The sequence below is a fragment of the Faecalibacterium prausnitzii genome, from assembly GCF_003324185.1.
Classification (GTDB): Bacteria; Bacillota; Clostridia; order Oscillospirales; family Ruminococcaceae; genus Faecalibacterium; species Faecalibacterium prausnitzii.
Map to the genome: position 1 here is coordinate 13,315 of NZ_PXUP01000009.1, position 22,462 is coordinate 35,776.

Genomic DNA, 22,462 nt, shown 5'->3' on the forward strand with positions numbered 1-22,462 from the left:
CATATATTTTGCACCTTTTTATACGATGCGTTTTCCGTCCAGCACGGCCTGTTTGAGGGTGTCGCCGTCATACACCAGCTTGAGGGAAAAGTAGGGGTGCTCTTCCTCCAGCAGACGGAAAAAGAGCTTGTCCCCCTCCCAGATGGGCAGTTTTTGCACCTCAGACTTTTGCACCCACTGCAGTTCTCCCTCGGCGCAGGCATCGCCCCGGATCATCTCGCCCTCCCACCGGTCGGCGGTGTACAGGTGGATGAACTCGGTCATGTTGCCCCACACAAAGGTCAGCAGTCCCCGGGCACGGTAGCGCGTCAGGGTAAGGCCGGTCTCCTCCCGCACCTCCCGTACAAGGCAGTCCTCCGGGCTTTCAAACCGCTCAAATTTGCCGCCCACGCCCACCCATTTGTCGTGGTTGTAGTCGTCCTGCTTTTTGATGCGGTGCAGCATCAGGTAGGCGTCCTCCCGCTCCAGATAGCAAAGAGTAGTGCTGAAGATGGGAAATTCCGGGTCCATAAATGCGCCTAAGTTCATGGGTCGTTCTCCTTTTTTGTCCGATGTTTTTTCGCCAGAGGGCGAGAATGCTTACCGTATGCCGCCGCGCAGCGGCGGCATACGCGTATCTTTTTTCATAAGAAAGGGCTGCTGCATGAAACGCTGTGCAGCAGCCCTTTGGGAAGTGTTTCCGCTGCGGATGCCCACAAAGCAGCGGAAGCGTTTTTCGATTTATGCCTTGCGCCCGGCGCGGCCCTTGCCTGCGCTGTTCAGCTTGCGCACCAAGTCGTTCTGGTGCTTGCGCTGGCTGGGGGTGGGCTGGGGGTCTTTTGCCTCGCCGGCGCGCTTGCCGGTCTGGGCAGCATCGGGGTCGATGCGTTCCAGCGTCCACTCCTGATTGCCGCCCGCCACATAGTTCCAGATCTGCGCCTGTGCGCCGTTGGCGGTGTTCATGCCCACAAGGTCGATGTATTTATCCGCCAGCACATTGCGGATGCGGGTGCGCCCGCTGCGGGTGGGCTCCAGCGCCCAGCACTGGCTCAGCCCGCTGGTGCGGCTCCACTGGTGCAGCCATGTGCCCTCCACCACGCCGCCAAGTGCCAGATCGATCATCTTGCCGGTAAAGCGGTTCTGGATGCGCCAGCGTCCCTCGCCCGCGTCCACAAACTGCCACTGCTGCCACGGATGACCCGCATAGCTCCACAGCTGGATGCCGGCGCCGTTCTCCGTGTTGAAATCCTTTACTTCCAGTACCTTCCCGTTGGGGGACTTGATAATGTAGTATTCCCCCTCCATAATGACGACCTGCGATGCCTTTGCCATAGAGCACAACTCCTTTCCGCTATGGTAGCCCTATTATACCCGATTTGTCCGCTGGCAACAAGAATGCTTTTCCATAATCTTTCTTTTGTTTTTTGTGCATTCTGTCGTGTTTTTGCAGCGCAAACGTTTTCGGAAGCCGATCATGATTTTTACCGGCGGGCACTTTGCACTCCGGCGCAGGTTGTGGTACAATAAAGCCATCCACTATTAAGGAGGGGATCTTTCATGACTAACGAGACTTTACAAACCATTCGCAGCCGCCGCAGCTGCCGCGCCTACGAGCCCCGGCAGATCACGGATGCAGAGCTGGACGCCGTACTGGAGGCCGGCACCTACGCCGCCAGCGCTATGGGACGCCAGAGCGCTAAGATCGTGGTCGTGCAGGATGCCGCCACCCGCGCCCAGCTGACCCGGATGAACGCCGCCGTCATGGGCACCGACAGCGACCCCATGTACGGCGCACCCACCATTCTGGTGGTGCTGGCCGATGCACACGCAAACTGCGCCGTGCAGGACGGCAGCCTTGTTATGGGCAACCTGATGCTGGCTGCTGCATCGCTGGGGCTGGGCAGCTGCTGGATCAACCGTGCCCGGGAGGAGTTCGACTCCGCCGAGGGCAAGGCACTGCTGAAAAAGTGGGGCATCGAGGGGGACTGGATCGGCGTAGGCCACTGCATTCTGGGCTACCCCGCCGCCGCGCCCAAGCCCGCCGCGCCCCGCAAGCCAAATTACATCGTAAAAGTATAAGGAGTTTTATGAAGCCTGATTACAAGCTGGTCGCAAAGGCCAAATACATCCACAACACCGCCGACCTTGCCAGCGAGCTGTGGCACGAGGTCTACAAGCGCTACTACCCCGCAAAGCAGCTGGACACCCTTGTGGAGGAGCTGCAAAGTGCCGATGCCATTGAAGCGGACATCGACAATGACGTGAACTATTTTCTGGTGTTTCTGGGGGGCAAGCTCATCGGCTACTTTGCGTGGAAGATGGAGAACACCGCCCTGCACCTGATGCACCTGTACCTCAAGCCGGAATACCGCGGCAAAGCCATCGGCCGGGATATCGTGCAGACCTGTGAGCGGCTGGCCAAGGGCGAGGGCAAAGGCCGGGTGTGGTGCACCATCCATGCCAAGGCACTGCCGGTGCAGCAGTTCTTCAAGGCACTGCGCTACCGTGAACTGCGCCCCGCCGAGCAGGAAAACGGCACCGTGCCCCGCAACGAGCTGGTGTATGAGCACACCCTGAGTTGATTTCCGAAAAATCACAAAATAGCCATTGAAATTTATCCGCGTTTGTACTACACTGATGTAGTGTAATAAAGCCGCTGTTTGCGGGCATTCTGTGCAAAAAGGAGACTATCATGGCGAAAGATCATCCCACCGGCAACTCCGGCCTGTACCGGGCTTTTCTGCAGCTCAAGACCCCGGAGGAATGCTATCGTTTTCTGCAGGACGTGTGCAGCTATTCGGAGCTCAGCGCAATGGAGCAGCGCTACAACATTGCCGAGTTGCTGGCCGACAAGTGCATCTACACCGAGATCATGGACAAGACCGGCGCGTCCAGCGCCATCATCAGCCGGGTCAGCCGGGTGCTGAGCGCGGACGACAGTGTGCTGCGTGCGCTGCTGGAAGCTGAAAAAAAGTCCGCTGACTGATACAAAAGCCGCGTACCGCCCAAAGCTGCGGCACGCGGCTTTTCTTTTTAAGATTTGAACAGGAGGTTTTTCTTATGGCAAAAGCTGTTGTATTTTTTGCGGAGGGCACCGAGGAGTGCGAAGCACTGCTGGTGGTGGATCTGCTCCGCCGCGCCAAGGTGGAGGTGCTGGTGGCCAGTGCTTCCGGCAGCCGGGAGATTTTGAGCAGCCATAAGGTGCACATCACCGCCGATGCGCTGGCAGAGGAGGTCGATTATTCCGATGTGGATCTGGTGGTGCTGCCCGGCGGCATTCCCGGCACGCCGAACCTTGCCGCCAACAAGACGGTGACCGACACCTGCATCGCCTTTGCAAAGGCGGGCAAAAAGGTAGCCGCCATCTGTGCCGCACCCAGCGTGCTGGCAGCACTGGGTCTGCTGGAGGGCAAAAACGCCACCGCTCACGCCGCATTTCAGGACAAGCTGGCCGGCGCCCATGTGCTGGACACCGAGGTCGTGGTGGACGGCAACATCACCACCAGCTACGGTCTGGGCGGCGCTATCCCCTTTGCGCTGGAGCTGGTGCGCCAGCTGGCGGGAGAAGCGGAAGCCGACCGCATCCGCAGCGCCATCGCCTACCGGCACTGAGGGGAGGGAGACTATATGCGTTTTGTCACCTGCCGCCTGCCGGACGGTGTGGAGGACCCCGCCATCCTCTCGCAGGACGGCACACAGGTCTGGCCGCTGAGCTGGCTGGGGCTCTCCTACGAGACCCTGTCTGACGCCATCCCCTTTCTCACCCCGCAGGTGCGGTTCGGTTTGCAGCTGGCCATCAGCGGCATCCCCGCACTGCCGGTGGAGGCCGTCACCCTGCAAAGCCCCATCCCCTGCCCCGCGCAGGACGTGGTCTGTCTGGGCATCAACTATATGGCGCACTCGGACGAAGCCGAAAAATACTCTGCGGATGCCTTTTCCACCCAGCATCAGGACGCCATCTACTTCTCCAAGCGGGTCAGCCGCGCGGTACCGGACGGCGGCTTTATCGAGGCGCACACCGACCTTGTGCAGAAGTTGGACTACGAGTGTGAGCTGGCTGTGGTGCTGGGCAAGGATGCCAAGGATGTGCCCGCCGGGCAGACCAAAGACTATGTGTTCGGCTACACCATCCTGAACGATGTCTCCGCCCGGGACGTGCAGACCGCCCACAAGCAGTGGTACTTCGGCAAAAGTCTGGACGGCTTTACCCCCATGGGGCCCTGCATCGTCACGGCCGATGAATTTGACACCTACCCGCCCGCACTGCCTATCCGCAGCCGGGTGAACGGCGAGCTGCGGCAGGATTCCAACACCAAGCTGCAAATTTTTGATATCGACCATGTCATCCACGAGCTTTCGCAGGGCATGACCCTGAAAGCCGGTACCATCATCGCCACCGGCACCCCTGCCGGGGTGGGCATGGGCATGGACCCGCCGCAATTTTTGCACCCGGGCGACACCGTGCAGTGCGAGATCGAAGGAATTGGCACGCTGACCAACACCGTGCGCTGAATTCCCTTGTGGAACTGCCCAAAATTTTACACAGATTTCAGTCCGATTGCACGAAATGCCGCCGCAGTACTGCTCTTTTGCGGAAAAATATGGTATACTATAAAATACTGATAAAAAATGCGGCGCATCCGCATCAAAGGGGTAAATGACATGAAGGAATATGCATTTGGCATCGATCTGGGCGGCACTACCGCCAAGGTCGGCCTGTTCACCACCAGCGGCAAGCTGCTGGAAAAGTGGGAGGTAAGCACCGATACCTCTAATAACGGTGCTCACATTCTGGAAAATCTGGCTGCTGCCGTGCAGCAGAAGATGCAGGAAAAGGGTCTGTCCGCAGACGAGGTCGAGGGTGTCGGTCTGGGTGTGCCCGGCCCGGTGCTGGATTCCAGCATTGTGCCCATCGTGTGTGCAAACCTTGGCGGCTGGGGCAATCGCAACGTCTCCATTGAGCTCAGCGAGCTGCTGGGCGGCATCCGGGTGCTGGTGGGCAACGACGCCAACGTGGCTGCGCTGGGCGAGATTTGGATGGGCACGGCACAGGGCTGCCGCAGCGCCGTCATGGTCACGCTGGGCACCGGCGTGGGCGGCGGTGTCATCGTAAACGGCAAGGTCATCGACGGCGCTCATGGTGCCGGCGGCGAGATCGGCCACATCACCGTCAACCCCCACGAGACCGCCGTCTGCGGCTGCGGCAAGCACGGCTGCCTTGAGCAGTACTCCAGCGCCACCGGCGTTGTGCGCTGCATGAAGAAACTGCTGGACGCAAACCCGGACACCGCCTGCACCCTGCGCGGCAAGGACTTTGAAGCCAAGGACGTGTTCGACGCCGCCCGCGCCGGGGACGCACTGGCTGCCCGTGAGGTGGACGAGATGGCCTCCACGCTGGGCATGGCACTGGCAAACATTGCCGCCACCACCGACCCCGAAATGTTCATGATCGGCGGCGGCGTGGCCCGCGCCGGGGAAGTCCTGTTCAACCCGCTGGTGCGCCACTACAAGGAGTACGCCTTCCAGTCCTGCAAGGAGACCCCCATCAAGGCCGCCAGCCTTGGCAACGACGCCGGCATCTACGGTGCCGTGCGCCTGATCGTGGGTGCCTGATCAGGGAATAGCGATCGCTTTCAAACCAGCCAAGCCTGCGGGCTTGGCTGGTTTTGTTTTTACAGGAGACAAAACAAGTCTGATTTTCCAAAAGCGTTGCATATCGGCGCAAAAAGGCAACTGCCGTCTTGTTTATTTTGTGCATTTATGCTAAAATAGCGTGCAGATAGTTGATTTTTATAGAGTGGTATTACTTTTTCTGATGCTGTAAAAATTCGGCTGAGCCGAAAAAATAAGGACGCAACAAAGGAGAACACGCCATGAAAAAACTTTTTGCCATGACGGTGGCCGTGCTGCTGCTGTTTTCAGTGCTGCTGGGCATTCCCGCCGCCTATGGGCAGGCACCGGAGACAGGCAAAACGCTGGACATCCTGTTCAGCCACGACACCCACTCCCACCTGAACGCCTTCACCACCGTTGTGGAGGACGAGGAAACGGACATCGGCGGCTTTGCCCGCGCCAACACCCTCATCAAGGCACAGCGCGCCAAAGACCCGGACACCCTTGTGATCGACGGCGGTGACTTTTCCATGGGCACCCTGATCCAGACCGTGTTTGAAACGCAGGCCGCAGAGCTGCGGATGCTGGGCTACATGGGCTACGATGTGACCACCTTCGGCAACCACGAGTTCGATTACCGCTCCAAGGGTCTTGCCAATATGCTTACCAGCGCCCGCACCTCCGGCGATGCCGTCCCGTCCATCGTGGTCTGCAATGTGGACTGGGATGCCATGGAGGCCGCCGGCCTCACTGAGGGTCAGCAGCTGCTCAAAGACGCCTTTGCCGCCTATGGCGTGCAGGACTACACCGTGGTGCAGAAGGGCGATGTGCGCATTGCCGTGGTGGGCGTTTTCGGCAAGGATGCCCTCTCCTGCGCGCCCACCTGTGAACTGAAATTCAAGGACCCGGTACAGGCGGTAAAAGCCACCGTGGCAGAGATCAAGGCGAACGAAACCGCGGACATGATCGTCTGCGTTTCCCACAGCGGCACATGGGACGACCCCAAAAAGTCTGAGGACGAGCTGCTGGCTAAAGGTGTGCCTGAGCTCGACCTTATCCTGAGCGGCCACACCCACAGCCGCATTCAGGAACCCATCCGGCACGGGGACACCTATGTGGTATCCTGCGGCGAATACGGCAAAAATCTGGGCAGCCTGTCCATGGCGCAAAAAGCGGACGGACGCTGGCAGGTGACCGATTACCAGCTGATCCCCATCACTTCCGATATTCCCGCCGATGTGGAAACGCAAGAGGTCATCGACCGCTTTATGGACACAGTGGACGAAGATTATCTGGCGCAGTTCGGCTACACCAAGGATCAGGTTCTGGCGGAAAATGACGTTGTTTTCTCCAACCTGAAAGATCTGGGCAAGGTGCACACCGAGCACAATCTGGGCGATCTCATCGCGGATGCCTATGTGTACGCGGTGGAGAACGCCGCCGACTATGACGGCGTGCCGGTAGATCTGGCGGTGGTGCCCAGCGGCACCGTGCGCGACACCTACGCCCGGGGCGATATCACGGTGGAGCAGGTGTTCAACTCCTTCTCGCTGGGCATCGGCGCGGACGGCGTGCCGGGCTATCCTCTCATCGAAGTCTACCTCACCGGCAAGGAACTGCGCACCGCCGCCGAGATCGACGCTTCCGTGTCGGATTTCATGACCACCGCGCGACTGTATTGCAGCGGCCTGAACTTTACCTACAACCCCCACCGTCTGCTGCTGAACAAGGTGACGGACGTCTATCTGGTCAAGGACGGTCAGCGTGTGGAGCTGCAGGACGACAAGCTGTACCGCATCGTAGCAGACCTTTACAGCGGGCAGATGCTGAGCGCTGTGACGGATATGTCCTACGGCATTTTGTCCATCGTGCCGAAGTACGCCGACGGCACTCCCATCGAAGATTTTGAGGATGTGATCCTGACCGAAAACGGCAAAGAGCTGAAGGGCTGGGACGCCATTGCGCGGTACATGGCCTCGTTCGAGGATACCGACGGCGACGGCATCGGCAACGTGCCGGACTACTACAGCACCCTGCACGACCGCAAAAAGGTAGAGGACAGCCGCAGCCTTTCCGCGCTGCTGAAAAAGCCCAACCGCTTTACCTTTATCCTCCTTGGTCTGATCCTCACCGTCATTCTGCTGGTGGTGTGCCTTGTGCTGCTGCTCCGTAAGCTGGTGCGCAAACTCCGCCGCAGAAAAAAAGCACGTTAAAATAGCACAATGCCGGACAGCCTGCGGGCTGTCCGGCATTGTATTTTCACAATCAGAATCTCCCCTTCTGCAAGCCTTCCAGCACCTCGTACAGGTCGCAGCACTCGGCGGTGTACAGACGGCGCATCTCGTCGTTGGCGGGGGCCATGTCCGGCACCATCACGGTGACAAAGTGCCCGGCGGCACCGGCGCGCACGCCGTTGTAACTGTCCTCCAGCACAAGGGTGCGGCCGGGCTGGGTGCCCAGCGCCTCCGCTGCCCGCAAAAAAATTTCCGGGTCGGGCTTGGAGGCTGAGAACTGCTCGCCGGAGACGATCACCTTGAAGTAGTGGGTCAAGCCCCAGCCGTCCAAATGGTGCCGGATAGACGCCATCCGGCTGGAGGAGGCCACTGCCATGGGGATGTGCTGCGCGTCCAGCCATGTCAGAATTTCGTCCAGTCCGGGCTTTTTGGGCGGCGGTGCCTGAAACGCCTTTTCCGCCTGTGCGTGCAGCGCCTCGATGATGGCGTCCGTGTCGCAGTTTTCCCCGTAGAAGCGGCGCAGCACCGCCCGCATGGTGTCCCCTGCCGTGCCGCGGGCGGCAACGTCCAGCCCTTCCTTATAAGAAAGCCCAAGGGTGGCAAGTGCAGGCTCCCACAGGGTAGCCCAGACCCGCTCGGTGTCAAACATCAGACCGTCCATATCAAAAATAACGCTGTCGATCATGGCAGTATGCTCCTTCCGTAGAAAAGCGGAGCTGTGCTCCGCAAAAGTGCTCTGTGCCCCTATTGTACCATAGATTTGGCAGTTTGCACACCATTGTGCTCACAATCTGGTGCAACTTTACCGGTGGAAAGATGAAACATTTTTTGATTCCTTGCAAAACCGCTCCGGAATATTATAATAGAAACCAACATTTGTGTCATAAAGCGCCGGAAATCGTGCGCACGCGCATAAAAGGAAAGAGGGAAACTCACTATGTTGGATATCAAGATCACCCGCACGGCTACGCCCAAGGCAAAGCCCACCGATGAGACGAAGCTCGGCTTCGGCAAAAAGTTCTCCGACCACATGTTCGTCATGGATTACACCGAGGGCGAGGGCTGGCACGATGCCCGCATCGTCCCCTATGGCCCCTTTGAGCTGGACCCCGCTACCGTGGTGTTCCACTACGCACAGGAGATCTTTGAGGGCATGAAGGCCTACCGCACCGCCGACGACACCGTGCAGCTGTTCCGCCCGGACTGCAACGCCAAGCGTTTTCAGGATTCTGCTGACCGTCTGTGCATCCCCAAGATCCCGGTAGAGGACTACATTCAGGCTGTTGAGGCTCTGGTGGACGTGGACCGCGACTGGGTGCCCCACACCGACGGCGCTTCCCTGTACATCCGTCCCTTCATCTTTGCCAATGATGTGGGTCTGGGCGTGCACGCTTCCAAGCACTATATCTTCTGCATCATCTGCGCTCCCTCCGGTGCTTACTACGCCGAGGGCATCAATCCCGTGCGCATCTACGTGGAAGATGAGTATATCCGCGCCGCCCCGGGCCTGACCGGCTTTACCAAGTGCGGCGGCAACTATGCAGCTTCCATCAAGGCCGGCGAGCTGGCCGAGGAGCAGGGCTACGCACAGGTGCTGTGGCTGGACGGCGTGGAGAAGAAGTACGTTGAAGAAGTTGGCAGCATGAACATCATGTTCAAGATCGACGGCAAGGTGTACACCGCCGCTACCGTAGGCACCGTGCTGCCCGGCGTCACCCGCCGCAGCTGCATCGAGCTGCTGAAGGACTGGGGCTACGAGGTCGTTGAGGGCAAGATCGCCATTGCCGACATCATGGCTGCTGCCCGCGAAGGCAAGCTGGAAGAGGTGTTCGGCACCGGTACTGCTGCTGTCGTCTCCCCCGTCAAGGAGCTGGTCTGGAAGGGCGAGCACGCCTTCATCGGTGACGGCAAGATCGGCCCTGTCACCCAGAAGCTGTACGACACCATGACCGGTATGCAGTGGGGCAAGATCCCCGATACCAAGGGCTGGATCGTGCCTGTGGAAAAGAAATATTGAGCCGCCTGTCACCCTACGGCTTTTAAAGGGACTGTTGCACACCGTCTGGGGCAGCAGTCCCTTTGCTCTATAATCATTGCAATTCCCGCCGCATGGTGCTACACTACCTATAAAGGGCGTGGGCTTGCCGCCTGTGCCCCTTGCAGGAAGATTTGAGAGGAAAGAAGCACCATGATCAAAAAATGGAGCATGAGTTACCCGGCGGTCAACGGCACCGAACAGCGCCGGGCGTATGTCTATCTGCCCACCATGTACGAGGCACAGCCGGAGCGCCGGTTTCCCGTGCTGTATATGTTCGATGGGCAGAACGTGTTTTTCAACGAAGATGCCACCTACGGCAAAAGCTGGGGCGTGGCAGATTATCTGGACTATACCGACACCCCGCTGATCGTGGCGGCCATCGAGTGCAACGCCGGGGCGAACAACGAGCGTCTGGTGGAGTATTCCCCCTACCGCTTCGATGACCCCACCTACGGCCACTTTGACGGCAAGGGACAGGCCACCATGAGCTGGTTCGTCCACCGGTTCAAGCCTTTGATCGACCAGAATTTCCGCACCCTGCCGGACAGGGCAAATACCTTTATCGGCGGCAGCAGCATGGGCGGACTGATGAGCTTGTACGCCCTGCTGCAATATAACGATACTTACAGCCGCGCCGCAGCGCTGTCGCCCTCTATCTGGGTGGCACCGGATAAGCTTTCCGGCCTTGTGGGGCGCGCAAAACTTGCCCCCGGCACGGTGTTGTACATGGACTACGGCTCCCGGGAGATGGGCAACCACGATGGCATCCGCCGGGAGTTTTCCAACTTGAGCGGCAAGCTGATGACCCGGGGCATCCACCTGACCAGCCGCATCGTGCCCGGCGGCACCCACTGCGAGGCCAGCTGGGAAAAACAGCTGCCCTTCGTGTTCCACACCCTGCTGTATGAGGTGGAGGAATAAAAGAAGGGTGACACCATCACCACACCAAAGGAGGAAACACCATGGAGATGCAGTATTTCAAGGAGTACAGCCCGGAACTGGGACGGGATATGGAGTGCAAGCTTTACGGCCATGCAGGCCGCCCGATGCTGTATATCCCCTGTCAGGACGGTCGATTCTTCGATTTTGAAAACTTCCACATGACCGATGCCCTTGCCCCGTGGATCGAGTCCGGGCAGATCATGGTGCTTTCCATCGACACCATGGATCAGGAAACCTGGTCGGACGCGCAGGGCAACCCCTACTGGCGCATCCGCCGCTATGAGCAGTGGCTGCGCTACATCACCCGCGAGGTCGCTCCGATGCTTCAGCATCTGGCGCAGCAGCGCAACGGCTGGAGCGACCTGCCCGGCATCATCGCCTTCGGGTGCAGTCTGGGCGCCACCCACGCGGTAAACCTGTACCTGCGCCGCCCGGATATCTTCTGCGGCTGTCTGGCACTCAGCGGCATCTACACTGCTCACTACGGCTTTGGCGACTATATGGACGAGCTGGTGTACATGAACTCCCCCGTGGACTACATGAAGAACTTCCCGGAGGATCACCCCTATATGCAGCTGTTCCGCAGCCAGAAGGCCGTTATCTGCTGCGGTCAGGGCGACTGGGAACAGCCGGACACCACATGGCTGCTCAAGCGCATCTTTGAGGCAAAGCATATCCCCATCTGGGTAGACCTGTGGGGTCACGATGTCAACCACGACTGGAACTGGTGGTACAAGCAGGTGGCCTACTATATGCCCTACGTTCTGGGCCAGCAGTGACCCATCCTGTGAAAATGGCACAACGGCGCGTCCATGGACGCGCCGTTGTTTCCCAATATTAAAATCTGTCCCGCCCCGCAGGGGCATTGCAATCATAGAGGTAACGGAAAGAGGAATCAACAAATACTATGCAGAACTTTATTTTTATCTCCCCCAACTTCCCCACGAACTACTGGCAGTTCTGCCGGGAGCTGAAAAACAACGGCCTGAACGTGCTGGGCATCGGCGACCAGCCCTACGAGGAGCTGAAGCCGGAGCTGAAGGCAAGCCTGAACGAGTACTACAAGGTGAACAGCTTGGAAAACTACGACGAGGTATACCGCGCCGTGGCCTTTTTCACCTTCAAGTATGGCCGCATCGACTGGCTGGAGTCCAACAATGAATACTGGCTGGAGCGAGATGCCGCCCTGCGCACCGATTTCCACATTACCAGCGGCTTCCAGACCTCTGATATGCCCCGCATCAAGTACAAGAGCAAGATGAAGGAGTACTATCAGAAGGCCGGTATCGCCACCGCCCGCTACCACATGGTGGATGACCTTGCAGGCTGCAAGGCCTTTGTGGAACAGGTGGGCTACCCGGTGGTGGTCAAGCCGGACAATGGCGTGGGCGCTTCGGATACCCACCGCCTTTCCAGCGACAAGGAGCTGGAGGCATTTCTGACCTACAAGGAAAAAGAGCACCCGGATGTGGCTTACATCATGGAGGAGTTCGTCCGTGCCGAGGTGAACAGCTACGATGCCATCATTGACGCCCACGGCAACCCCATCTTTGAGGCGGGCAACGTGAGCCCGGTATCCATCATGGACATCGTGAACAACGACGATAACTCCATCTACTACATCATCAAAGATCTGCCGGAGGACACCCGCGCTGCGGGCCGTGCCGCCGTCAAGAGCTTTGGGGTGAAGAGCCGCTTTGTCCACTTCGAGTTCTTCCGCATGACCGAGAATCAGTCCAGCATGGGCAAAAAGGGTCAAATCGTGGCGCTGGAAGTCAACATGCGTCCCTGCGGCGGCTTTACCCCGGACATGATCGACTTTGCCCGCTCCACCAACGTGTACAAGATCTGGGCGGACATGATTGCCTTCGGCGGCACCGATATGCCGGTGGGTGAGCACTACTATTGCGCCTTTGCCGGCCGCCGGGACGGCAAGAGCTTCGTTTACAGCCACGAGCAGCTGATGCAGAAGTATCAGGACAACATGCGCATGGTAGACCGCATCCCCGAGGCCCTGTCCGGTGCCATGGGCAACCAGATGTATGTGGCCACCTTCTCCACCCGTGACGAGATGGAAAAGTTCTATTCCGATGTGCTGGCCGTCACCGATGCCACCAACGCAAAGGTGCAGGCCGAGCTGACGAAAGTACTGGCTCTTGGTGAGCCGGAGGCCGTTTAAAGCCAAAAATTCAAGCCCGGAAAGTCCGCAGACTTTCCGGGCTTGTTCTATTTCATTACACCTTCGCAGCGCCCCGTTCCAGAATACCGTTGAAGCGGGAGAAGAAGGTGATGGTGGTAATGGTGGCTGCCAGAATATCGCTGACCGGCTCTGCCAGAAAAACACCGAATACCGGGTCCGGCAGCAGGTGCGGCAGGATGAAGATGAGCGGGATCAGCAAAATGATCTTGCGCAGACAGGCCAGCAGCAGGCTGACCTTGGCCTGACCCAGCGCCATAAAGCTCTGCTGACAGGCGATCTGGAAGCCCATGGCAAAGATACCGGCCATGTAGATGCGCATGGACCATGTGGTGTAGGAAATGAGCGCCGTATCCGAGGTGAAGATGCCCGCCACAGCCCCCGGCGCCAGCATCATGAGCAGCCAGAACAGACAGGTGTAGCAGCTGCACAGCAGCAGCTGGAAGCGGAACGCCTCCTTGACGCGGAGCTTTTTGCCCGCGCCGAAATTGAAGCTCATCACCGGCTGACCGCCCTGACAGATGCCCTGAATGGGCAGGGTGCACAGCTGGGAAGCGCTGGTGATGACGGTCATGGCGCCCACAGCCACGTCGCCGCCGTACCGCGCCAGACTGGAACTGAAGCTGATGGACAGCAGACTCTCAGTGGACATCATCACAAAGGTGGAGACGCCCAGCGCCATCACCGGCAGAATGACCTTCTTTTCCGGGCGCATATAGTCCTTGCGCAGGCGCAGGATGGTCTTTTTGCCGGTGAGGAAGTGCAGGATCCACACCGCGCCCACAGCCTGACTGAGCACGGTGGCAATGGCAGCGCCCCGCACGCCCAGACCCAGACCAAAGATCAGGATGGGGTCGAGAATAATGTTGATGACCGCACCGATGACGGTGGTAAGCATACTGGTCTTGGCAAAGCCCTGCGTGGTGATGAAGGGGTTCATGCCCAGCACCAGCAGCACAAACACCGAGCCCAGAATGTAGATGCGGCTGTAACTCAGCGCATAGGGCAGGGTGGCGTCACTGGCACCAAAGAGCCGCAGCAGGGTGGGTGCTCCGGCGTAGAACACCACGGTCAGCACCACCGAAAAGAGCAGCAGCATGGTAAAGCTGTTGGAGATGATCTTCTCCGCCTGCTCCTTGTCGCCCTGTCCCAGCGCAATGGCGGTGCGGGGTGCGCCGCCCGCGCCCACCAGCATGGCGAATGCGTTCAGCAGCATAAGGATGGGGGTGAACAGTCCCACGCCGGTCAGCGCTGCCGCGCCGATGCCGGCAATATGTCCGATGTAAATGCGGTCCACGATGTTATACAGCAGGTTGACCACCTGTGCAACGACCGCCGGGATCATGAGCTGCAGCATCAGCTTTTTTACGCTGCCGGAACCCATATCCTGTTTTGCCTGTGCCATGGATGTGATTCTCCTTTTACTTCAAATTTGAACTATCTCTTATATTATACTCAAAACCCGCAAAAATACCAGTCCCTTTTTGCAAAATTTTCCGTGTTGCGCAAAAAGGCACACTTCTCCCCTGTCATAGCGCCGGGCTTGCCGCTGTGCCCCCTTTGCGGTGCGGCATTCCGGGCGGCAGCGGCCTTTGCATCCAAGTTTTCGGCGATATGTCTGTAAAAAAGCAAGGTTTTTCGTCAGGTTTGTGTCTTGTGCACAGCGGCATTTTTCAGTACAATAAAGAGGCAGAGAAGAAAAATAAGCGCTGCGACCGGAACGGGTTGCCGCGCTGTTTTGTATTTTGCGGCGCAGCTGCGCCCGGTGAAAAAAGGAGTGCTGTACAATGATCAACATGGTCAAGCTTCCCACCAGCAAAAGCGAACTGTTCCTGCGGGTGGCCAAGGGACATTTTGCCACCAGCCACAGCCACATCAACTATTACATCGACGTGACCACCCAAAAGACCCGCCTTTCCGAGGCAAAAGCCGTGGCAAAGGAGCTGGTCAGCGCTTATCAGCACAGCACCATCGTGGATACCGTGCTTTGCTTGGACGGCACGCAGGTCATTGGCACCTGCCTTGCCAACGAGCTGACCAAGGACGGCTTTACCAATATGAACGCCCACAAGACCATCTACATCGTCACGCCGGAATACACCTCCGGCAGCCAGATCATTCTGCGGGATAATCTTGCTCCCATGGTCAAGGGCAAGCACGTCCTCATTCTGGCCGCATCCATCACCACCGGCTACACCATTCAGGCAGCCGTGGAAGCCGTAAACTACTACGGCGGCATCGTGGCTGGGCTTTCGGCGATTTTTGCCACCACCCACGAGTGCCTTGGCTACCCGGTCACCTCTATCTTCGACCCCACCAGCCTGCCGGATTACGCCAGCTTCGACTCCCGCGACTGCCCCTTGTGCAAGGCCGGGCAGCACATTGACGCGCTGGTGAACAGCTTCGGCTACTCGGCGCTGTAAGCAAAACTGTTATAGGCTGTTGCACAAACCGCTGTGCAGCAGCCTTTTTGTTGCAGAACGATCAAAAATGGCTTCCGCTTCGCTCTAGCCATATTCAGCGGAAATATTATTTTTATTTCGGGATAGCGGAGCGTCTGCGGACGCTCCGCTATCCCATTTTCACGGGAGGGGTCGTAAAGGCAAACGGCATCTACAACGCCGCTTCCAGTGGAAGCGCATTCCAAATCGTCCCACACAAAAGGAACGGCAGCGCCGCCGTTCCTTTTTGTTGTCCCATGGGCGGGATTGTGCTATACTGATACCAGACGAAACTAGGAGAACGAGGTATCAAGTCCATGAAAATTCCCGCAAACGGTTTTACCCACGCCGGCAAGTTCCATGCCGATGACGTGTTTGCTACGGCGCTATTGCAAATTCTGCGCCCGGATATCAAGATCACCCGCGGCTTTACCGTGCCTGACGATTTTTACGGCATCGTGTACGATATCGGCTTTGGGATGTTCGACCACCATCAGGAGCCCCGGGAGTACCGCGCCAACGGCGTGCCTTACGCGGCCTTTGGCCTGCTGTGGCGGGTGCTGGGCCCCGGCCTTGTGGGCGAGCGGCAGGCGCGGCTCATTGACGAAAACTTCATCCAGCCGCTGGACCTGAACGACAACACCGGCGAGCAGAACAGCCTGTGCGATGCCATTGGCTTTTTCAACCCGGTGTGGGACTCCAAGGAGGATCAGGACAGCTGCTTTTTCAAGGCGGTTGCTGTGGCAAAGCAGATCCTGGAAAACCAGATCGACAGCGCCAACGCCGTGAACCGCGCGGACGAAAAAGTGCAGCAGGCCTACCGCAGCTCCCGCGACGGCATCGTGGTGCTGCCCTGCTATCTGCCGTGGAAAAACGGCCTGTACAAGACTGATGCTCTGTTTGTGGTGTACCCCAGCCAGCGCGGCGGGTGGAGCGCCCAGTGCGTCACCGACCACAAGACCAAAAAGTCCAAGCTGCCCTTTCCCCAGTCTTGGGCGGGGCAGCCGCAGGAGGTCATCGAGCAGAAGAGTGGCATCCCGGGCATCAGCTTCTGCCACGCCAGCCGCTTCCTCATCACCGCCAAGGACAAGGAGACCGCCCTTGCCGCCTGCCGTCAGGTGTTGAAAAACAATGGACGCCTTGCCTGACGTCGCCTACGTCTATATGGTGCGCTGCACCGGCGGGCAGCTGTACACCGGTTGGACGAACCACCCCGCCGCCCGGCTGAAAGCGCACCAGAGCGGCAAGGGTGCCCGCTACACCCGCGCCCACGGCGCGGTAGGCTTTGCCTATCTGGAGCGCTGCGCGGACAAACGCACCGCCCTGCGCCGGGAAGCCGCCCTGAAAAAGCTCTCCAAGCCGGAAAAAGAGGTACTGTGCGCCGCATGGCGCACCGCCGGGTGCCCCGGGGTGGAGAACGATTGAAAATGCCCTCCGCTGCGCTTTGGGCATATTCAGCGGAAGAATTATTTTAATTTTCGGGATAGCGGAGCGTCTGCGGACGCTCCGCTATCCCATTTTCACGGGTGGGGCAATGCAGCAAGGCCGTCCGGCGAATGCCGGACGGCCTTGCTGCGCTTATTGGAAAGGATCGATCGGGAGATGGCAATTGTTATTTCGCCAGACCCAGCTTTTTCAGCCGGTTCCATGCGCGGATGACCTGTACCTTGGTCACACGCTTGCCGGGCGTAAAGGCGCCCTCGCCCATGTCGGGCAGCAGCCCGGCCTCCACAGCCCAGCGGGCTGCCTTGGCGGTGTCGGGCGGGGCGCTCTGGGCAAGGGCGGGCAGCGGCATTGCGGTCAGTGCCATGCTCAGCGCCAGAACCATGCTGATGAGCCGTTTTTGCATAAGATTCTCTCCTTCTCAAGCGCCCTCCAAGCCGGGCGCTTTTGTTGTACCCAGTGTACCACGTTTTGCCCGCTTTGGACGGTTTTGGACACGAATCGCCCCGCAAATGCGCTGAAACGACCCGGTGCACCACACGCACCCGCAAAAAACAGAAAACCGCCCGGTTTGCGGTTACCGGACGGTTTTCTGCTCTATAGGAATTACGGGAATGGCATATTGAACAGAGCACTGCTCTGTGTCTGTAGTATACCACGAACGGCGGCAAAAGTAGAGCAATTCTGCGTGAATGGCCCCTGAAATGCATCGAATCGCCCTGAAAAACCCCAAAAAAGCCCTTGCGCACCCTTTTGGGACGCAAAAAAAGGGTTGCAAACGAATGTGCGCCTGAGAGGCTTTCCACCGCAATCTCTCCCATAAAAAAGCAGTTCCGAAACGCCCGCAGGCGTTTCGGAACTGCAAATAAAAAATACTCTTTCCGCTCTTTATGCCCAAAGTGCAACGACGACCGCCGCCAGCGGCGGAAACAGGGAGGAGTTGTTGGGGCAGCGGCCAGCAAGACGCGCGTGCCGCCCAAGGCACGATGCGGATGCTGGGTGCCGCAACCCGATAGCGGCGGGCATTCAAAATCGTTTTACTTGCCCGCCAGCAGCACCGCCAGCACGGCTTTCTGGACGTGCAGACGGTTCTCCGCCTCGTCAAAGATCTCGTCCGCATGCTGCTCGAACAGGGCGGTGGAGATCTCCTCGCCCCGGTGGGCGGGCAGACAGTGCAGCACCAGCGCGTTGGGCTTTGCGTTTTCCAGCAGACGGCCGGTGAGCTGGAAGCCCACAAAATCCCGCAGACGCTGCTCGCTCTCGGCAGTGCCGGGGGCGGTGGTGTTCCACGCGGCGGTGGCCACGATATCCGCATCCCGCAGGCCCTCGGCGGGGTCGGTGGTCAGGTGGAAGGCATCGCCGTATTTGTGGGCAAACATCAGCACATCCGCTGCCGGGCGGTAGCCCGGAGGACAGACGCAGGATACCTGCATCCCCGCCAAAAGGCCGCCCACGATCAGGCTGTTGGCCATGTTGCTGCCGTCACCCACAAAGCAGAGCTTCAGCCCTGCCAGCGTGCCCCGGCGCTCCCGAATGGTCATCAGGTCAGCCAGCACCTGACAGGGGTGTGCGTAGTCGGTCAGGCCGTTGATCACCGGAATGCCGGAAAGCTCCGCCAGCTCCTCCAAGTCCCGCTGGCGGTAGGTGCGCCAGACGGCGCAGTCGTAGTAGCGCCCCAGCACCCGGGCAGTGTCCCGCAGGGGCTCGCCGCGCCCGGCCTGCAGCTCGGCGGTGTTCATGTAGTTGCCAAGGCCGCCCATCTGGTACACGCCCACCTCAAAGCTGGTGCGGGTGCGGGTGGACGCTTTAGAGAACAGCAACGCCACGCTTTTGCCCGCCAGCAGCGGCTCGGTGCGGCCCGCCTTGCAGTCCGCCTTCAGCTGGTCTGCCACATCCAGAATGTGGGTTAGCTCGGCGGGGGAAAGGTCGCTCATTTTCAGCAGATTTTTCATGCCTGCTCCTTCGGAGCCGTCGGCTCCATCGTGCCCAGCACCTCGGCCAGCACCTCCAGCGCCATGTCTACTTCGTGCTCGGAGACGGTCAGCGGCGGCAGCAGACGCAGCCGGGTCTTTGCAGTAAGCACCAGCAAGCCCTTTTCGCGGCAGGCAGCCAGCACATCCGCAGCCTGCACGTCAAAGAATTCGATGCCCACCATCAGGCCGATGCCGGAAATGTTCTTGACGTGGGGCAGCTTTGCCAGACCGGTGCGCAGCTGTACGGCGCGCTCGCTGACCTGTGCAAGGAAGCTCTGGTCCAGACGATCCACCACCACGTTGGCACCGGCGCAGACCACCGGGTTGCCGCCAAAGGTGGAGCCGTGGGTGCCGGGGCCCATGCCCTCGGCTACCTTTTCATTCATCAGCACCGCGCCGATGGGCAAGCCGCCGCCCAGCCCCTTGGCAAGGGTGACGATATCCGGCTTGAGGTTATAGTGCTCACAGCACAGGAAGGTGCCGGTGCGGCCTACGCCGGTCTGCACTTCGTCCACGATGAGCACAAGGTCTTTTTCGTCGCACAAAGCGCGCACGGCCTGCACATACTCCGGGTCCAGCGCCATCACGCCGCCTTCGCCCTGAATCAGCTCCATCATCACGGCGCAGGTGTGGCGGTCTACCAGTTCCCGCAGCGCCTCGATATCCCCCGCCGGGACGTACTGGAAGCCCTCGTTGAAGGGGCCGAAGTAGTTGTGGAACACCTCCTGCCCGGTGGCGGTCAGGGTGGCAAGGGTGCGGCCATGGAAGCTGTTGACCAGCGTGATGACGTTGTAGCGGTCTTTGCCATAGTGGTCTACGCTGTACTTGCGGGCGGCCTTGATGGCGCCCTCGTTGGCTTCGGCGCCGGAGTTGCCGAAGAACACCTTGCTCATGCCGGTGCGCTTGCACAGCTTTTTCGCCAGCTTGCCGCAGGGCGCGGTATAGTAGAGGTTGGAGGTGTGCTGCAGCTTGTGTGCCTGCTGGGACACGGCTTCTGCCCAAGCAAGGTCGCAGTAGCCAAGGCTGTTTACCCCGATGCCGCTGGTGAAGTCCAGATACTTCTGTCCCTCAGGGCCCTCGGCGTACAGCCCGTGGCCTTTTTCCAGCACGATGGGGCTGCGGTTATAGGTGTGCAGGACGTACTCGTTGTCCCGCTTGATGACTTTTTCAGAATCCATAGGTGTACCTCCTGTAACATGGAGCGATTGCGCAAAGCCTTGCGGCTGACGCTCGGAACATTGCTGCACACGGGCAGCGTCCTCGCCCTCTCCGTCACCTACGGTGACACCTCTCCCAAAGGGAGAGGCCTTGGCAAAAAGATGAACCTTGCGTGGACTGCCAAGGGCTCCCACTTTGGGGGAGCTGGCATCGCGCAGCGATGACTGAGAGGGCGAGCCCGCTAAAATAAAAGCATCAGCATTATGCCAACCGCCGCGCAGCAGCGGATCGGGCTCGTTGCCTTTATTATAACTTTCCGCCGGCGATTGCGCAATCTTTTTATTCGCGGTGGCTGCGGCGGTAGAAGCGGGTACCGGAGCCGCGGTCGGAGAACAGTTCCAGCAGGATGGAGTGTGGCACGCGGCCATCAATGATGACTGCTTCGTGCACGCCCTGATAGATGGCATCCGCCATGCCGCCGATCTTGGGGATCATGCCGCCCGCAATGATGCCGGCGGACTTGTAGCCCTCGATCTCGGTCACTTCCACCTCGGGGATGAGGGTGGTCTCGTCCTCCTTATCCCGCAGCAGACCCGCGATATCGGTCATGGACACCAGCTTTTCGGCCTTGAGGGCAATAGCGATCTGCGCCGCGGCGGTGTCCGCGTTGACGTTGTACGCCTGCCCGAGGTCATCCATGCCCACGGTGGCGATGACCGGGATAAAGCCGCCGTCCAGCAGGCTTTCGATCAGGGTGGCGTCCACATGGACGATCTCGCCCACATGACCCAGCTGGGGGTCCAGCTCGGTGCAGCGGAGCATCTGTCCGTCCATGCCGCACAGACCCACGCCGCGCCCGCGCAGCTTTGCCACAAGGTCCTTGTTCACCTTACCGGCCAGCACCTGCTGCACGATCTCCATGGTGGCATCGTCCGTCACCCGCAGACCGCCCGCAAAGTGGCTCTCCACGCCCACCTTCTTGAGCATCTCGTTGATGGCAGGCCCGCCGCCGTGCACCAGCACTACCCGCACGCCCAGCAGCGTCAGGGTGACAAGGTCGTTCATCACGGCGTTTTTCAAGCTCTCGTTGATCATGGCGTTGCCGCCGTACTTGATGACCATGGTCCTGCCATGGTACTTTTGGATATAAGGGGTGGCTTCCGAAAAAAGCCGCGCCATTTCTTCGTTTTTCATCTGTTTCGCGCTCCTGTCAGGTTCTGTAATCGCCGTTGATCTTCACATAGTCGTAGGTCAGGTCACAGCCCCATGCCTTGGCGCTTGCATCGCCGGTGCCCATATCCACCTTGACCAGAATATCGTGCTCAGCCAGCACCTTGGCGGCTTCGTCCTCGCTGTAAGGGTGGTAGGCGGCGTTCTCGCACACATACACCTCGCCCGCCTTGCTGGAAAGCCAGACGCAGACTTTATCAATGGAGAAATCCCCGGGGGTGTAGCCGATGGCGCACAGGATGCGTCCCCAGTTGGCATCGCGGCCAAAGACCGCTGCCTTGAACAGGTTGGAGCAGACCACGCTGCGGCTGACGGCGCGGGCGGTTTTCAGGTCGGGCGCGTGGGTCACCTCGCAGGTGATCAGGTGGGTGGCACCCTCGCCGTCTCCGGCGTGCTCGGCGCACATGTGCTCTGCAATGGCGGTCAGCGCTGCCACAAAGGCGGCGTAGTCCGCGTTCTCCTCGCAGATCTCCGGGTTGCCCGCAAGACCGGATGCCATGATGATGAGGGTATCGTTGGTGGAGGTGTCCAGATCCACGCTCATCTGGTTATAGGTGCCGGGCACAACGGTCTTGAGCGCCTTTTCCAGCAGCGCGGGCGAGACGGCGGCGTCGGTGGTGTAGAACGCCAGCATGGTAGCCATGTTGGGGGCGATCATGCCGCTGCCCTTGCCGATGGCACCCACGGTGCACACCTTGCCGCCCAGCTCGAACTGGATGGCGTACTCCTTTTTATGGGTGTCGGTGGTCATGATGGCAGTGGCGGCGTCCGTGCTGCCCTGCGCGGTGGCAGCCAGCTTTTCCGCCGCCGCCGGGATTCCCCGGGCAAAGGGGTCGATGACCATGGGCTGACCGATGACGCCGGTGGAGGCGGGCAGAACGTCCTTTTCGTCAATGTTCAGCGCCTTGCCTACCAGGGCACAGCACTCCTCAGCCAGCGCCACGCCGTTGGCGGCGCAGGTGTTGGCGTTGCCGCTGTTTACCACAATGGCCTGTGCATAGCCATCGGCCAGATGGGCGCGGTCCACCTTGATGGGCGCACCGCAGACCTTGTTGGTGGTGTACACGCCCGCAGCAGCGCAGCGCACCTCGGCCTTGATGAGCGCCAGATCGTATTTTTCGCTGTGATTTGCCCGGATGCCGCAATGGACACCGGCGGCGGCAAAGCCCTTGGGCGCGCAGATGCCGCCCGCAACTTTCTTATACTGCATAACG

Annotated in this window: 24 protein-coding genes; 14 read left to right on the top strand and 10 right to left on the bottom strand. The window is 59.5% G+C overall.

Annotation, left to right across the window (positions count from 1 at the left end):
* Positions 1-18: 18 nt before the first annotated feature.
* Together C7J97_RS07350 and C7J97_RS07355 are read right to left on the bottom strand one after the other, a co-directional pair.
* Positions 19-528 carry an NUDIX hydrolase gene (locus C7J97_RS07350; RefSeq protein WP_005925435.1) on the bottom strand — a complete coding sequence of 170 codons (510 nt, stop codon included), beginning with the start codon at positions 526-528 and terminating at the stop codon, positions 19-21.
* 192 nt (positions 529-720) lie between these two features.
* The gene (locus C7J97_RS07355) at positions 721-1,311 is read right to left on the bottom strand and encodes an RICIN domain-containing protein (protein ID WP_005925429.1); all 591 of its coding nucleotides are present in this window, start codon (positions 1,309-1,311) and stop codon (positions 721-723) included.
* Between the two features lie 225 nt (positions 1,312-1,536).
* On the opposite strand from C7J97_RS07355, the gene C7J97_RS07360 reads away from it, so the two are divergent.
* The 7 genes from C7J97_RS07360 (at position 1,537) to C7J97_RS07390 (ending at position 7,805) form a co-directional block, all read left to right on the top strand.
* A complete protein-coding gene (locus C7J97_RS07360) occupies positions 1,537-2,058 on the top strand; it encodes a nitroreductase family protein (protein WP_113992451.1) in 522 nt (173 codons plus the stop codon).
* Positions 2,059-2,066: 8 nt separating this feature from the next.
* On the top strand, positions 2,067-2,561 hold the full coding sequence (locus C7J97_RS07365; protein ID WP_055186462.1) for a GNAT family N-acetyltransferase: 495 nt from the start codon (positions 2,067-2,069) through the stop codon (positions 2,559-2,561).
* Positions 2,562-2,671: 110 nt separating this feature from the next.
* Positions 2,672-2,965 carry a YerC/YecD family TrpR-related protein gene (locus C7J97_RS07370; RefSeq protein ID WP_112121429.1) on the top strand — a complete coding sequence of 98 codons (294 nt, stop codon included), beginning with the start codon at positions 2,672-2,674 and terminating at the stop codon, positions 2,963-2,965.
* Positions 2,966-3,039: 74 nt separating this feature from the next.
* Complete coding sequence (locus C7J97_RS07375; protein ID WP_113992452.1) at positions 3,040-3,591, top strand: DJ-1 family glyoxalase III; 552 nt, start codon at positions 3,040-3,042, stop codon at positions 3,589-3,591.
* Between the two features lie 15 nt (positions 3,592-3,606).
* Complete coding sequence (locus C7J97_RS07380) at positions 3,607-4,491, top strand: fumarylacetoacetate hydrolase family protein (RefSeq protein WP_113992453.1); 885 nt, start codon at positions 3,607-3,609, stop codon at positions 4,489-4,491.
* A gap of 150 nt (positions 4,492-4,641) precedes the next feature.
* Complete coding sequence (locus tag C7J97_RS07385) at positions 4,642-5,592, top strand: ROK family glucokinase (protein WP_242983464.1); 951 nt, start codon at positions 4,642-4,644, stop codon at positions 5,590-5,592.
* A gap of 260 nt (positions 5,593-5,852) precedes the next feature.
* Positions 5,853-7,805, top strand: a complete 1,953-nt coding sequence (locus C7J97_RS07390; RefSeq protein WP_113992455.1) for a bifunctional metallophosphatase/5'-nucleotidase — start codon at positions 5,853-5,855, stop codon at positions 7,803-7,805.
* 52 nt (positions 7,806-7,857) lie between these two features.
* Here C7J97_RS07390 and C7J97_RS07395 read toward each other — a convergent pair whose 3' ends face one another.
* A complete protein-coding gene (locus C7J97_RS07395) occupies positions 7,858-8,511 on the bottom strand; it encodes an HAD family hydrolase (RefSeq protein ID WP_113992456.1) in 654 nt (217 codons plus the stop codon).
* A 252-nt stretch (positions 8,512-8,763) separates the two neighbouring features.
* On the opposite strand from C7J97_RS07395, the gene C7J97_RS07400 reads away from it, so the two are divergent.
* The 4 genes from C7J97_RS07400 (at position 8,764) to C7J97_RS07415 (ending at position 12,985) form a co-directional block, all read left to right on the top strand.
* The gene (locus C7J97_RS07400; RefSeq protein ID WP_015537652.1) at positions 8,764-9,843 is read left to right on the top strand and encodes a branched-chain amino acid aminotransferase; all 1,080 of its coding nucleotides are present in this window, start codon (positions 8,764-8,766) and stop codon (positions 9,841-9,843) included.
* 171 nt (positions 9,844-10,014) lie between these two features.
* Positions 10,015-10,785 (top strand): alpha/beta hydrolase, encoded by a 771-nt coding sequence (locus tag C7J97_RS07405; RefSeq protein ID WP_113992457.1) that lies wholly within the window; start codon positions 10,015-10,017, stop codon positions 10,783-10,785.
* Between the two features lie 41 nt (positions 10,786-10,826).
* The gene (locus C7J97_RS07410; RefSeq protein WP_113992458.1) at positions 10,827-11,585 is read left to right on the top strand and encodes an esterase family protein; all 759 of its coding nucleotides are present in this window, start codon (positions 10,827-10,829) and stop codon (positions 11,583-11,585) included.
* A 128-nt stretch (positions 11,586-11,713) separates the two neighbouring features.
* Positions 11,714-12,985: an ATP-grasp domain-containing protein gene (locus C7J97_RS07415; protein WP_113992459.1), complete on the top strand. Its 1,272-nt coding sequence runs from the start codon at positions 11,714-11,716 to the stop codon at positions 12,983-12,985.
* Between the two features lie 55 nt (positions 12,986-13,040).
* Here C7J97_RS07415 and C7J97_RS07420 read toward each other — a convergent pair whose 3' ends face one another.
* Positions 13,041-14,408: an MATE family efflux transporter gene (locus tag C7J97_RS07420; RefSeq protein ID WP_113992460.1), complete on the bottom strand. Its 1,368-nt coding sequence runs from the start codon at positions 14,406-14,408 to the stop codon at positions 13,041-13,043.
* Between the two features lie 39 nt (positions 14,409-14,447).
* Entirely contained in the window at positions 14,448-14,801 is a 354-nt protein-coding gene (locus C7J97_RS14835) for a hypothetical protein (protein ID WP_147232753.1), read from the bottom strand.
* On the opposite strand from C7J97_RS14835, the gene C7J97_RS07425 reads away from it, so the two are divergent.
* The 3 genes from C7J97_RS07425 to C7J97_RS07435 all read left to right on the top strand — a co-directional run bounded on the left by C7J97_RS07425 (position 14,791) and on the right by C7J97_RS07435 (position 16,869).
* Positions 14,791-15,426, top strand: a complete 636-nt coding sequence (locus tag C7J97_RS07425; protein ID WP_055186688.1) for a phosphoribosyltransferase — start codon at positions 14,791-14,793, stop codon at positions 15,424-15,426. The two genes, C7J97_RS14835 and C7J97_RS07425, sit on opposite strands and share 11 nt — an antisense overlap.
* Before the next feature lie 335 nt (positions 15,427-15,761).
* Positions 15,762-16,592 (top strand): MYG1 family protein, encoded by an 831-nt coding sequence (locus C7J97_RS07430; RefSeq protein WP_113992461.1) that lies wholly within the window; start codon positions 15,762-15,764, stop codon positions 16,590-16,592.
* Positions 16,576-16,869, top strand: coding sequence for a GIY-YIG nuclease family protein (locus C7J97_RS07435; RefSeq protein WP_113992462.1), 294 nt, complete (start codon positions 16,576-16,578; stop codon positions 16,867-16,869). The genes C7J97_RS07430 and C7J97_RS07435 overlap by 17 nt, the downstream gene beginning before the upstream one ends.
* 187 nt (positions 16,870-17,056) lie before the next feature.
* On the opposite strand, the gene C7J97_RS07440 is transcribed toward C7J97_RS07435, so the two are convergent.
* The 5 genes from C7J97_RS07440 to argJ all read right to left on the bottom strand — a co-directional run bounded on the left by C7J97_RS07440 (position 17,057) and on the right by argJ (position 22,458).
* Positions 17,057-17,293, bottom strand: coding sequence for a hypothetical protein (locus C7J97_RS07440; protein ID WP_112121438.1), 237 nt, complete (start codon positions 17,291-17,293; stop codon positions 17,057-17,059).
* Between the two features lie 631 nt (positions 17,294-17,924).
* Entirely contained in the window at positions 17,925-18,839 is a 915-nt protein-coding gene (gene argF / locus C7J97_RS07445; protein WP_113992463.1) for an ornithine carbamoyltransferase, read from the bottom strand.
* Complete coding sequence (locus C7J97_RS07450; RefSeq protein WP_113992464.1) at positions 18,836-20,038, bottom strand: aspartate aminotransferase family protein; 1,203 nt, start codon at positions 20,036-20,038, stop codon at positions 18,836-18,838. Before C7J97_RS07450 ends, argF begins: the two co-directional genes overlap by 4 nt.
* Before the next feature lie 319 nt (positions 20,039-20,357).
* The gene (gene argB / locus C7J97_RS07460) at positions 20,358-21,212 is read right to left on the bottom strand and encodes an acetylglutamate kinase (protein WP_113992465.1); all 855 of its coding nucleotides are present in this window, start codon (positions 21,210-21,212) and stop codon (positions 20,358-20,360) included.
* A 16-nt stretch (positions 21,213-21,228) separates the two neighbouring features.
* Positions 21,229-22,458, bottom strand: a complete 1,230-nt coding sequence (gene argJ / locus C7J97_RS07465) for a bifunctional glutamate N-acetyltransferase/amino-acid acetyltransferase ArgJ (protein WP_113992466.1) — start codon at positions 22,456-22,458, stop codon at positions 21,229-21,231.
* Positions 22,459-22,462: the final 4 nt, after the last annotated feature.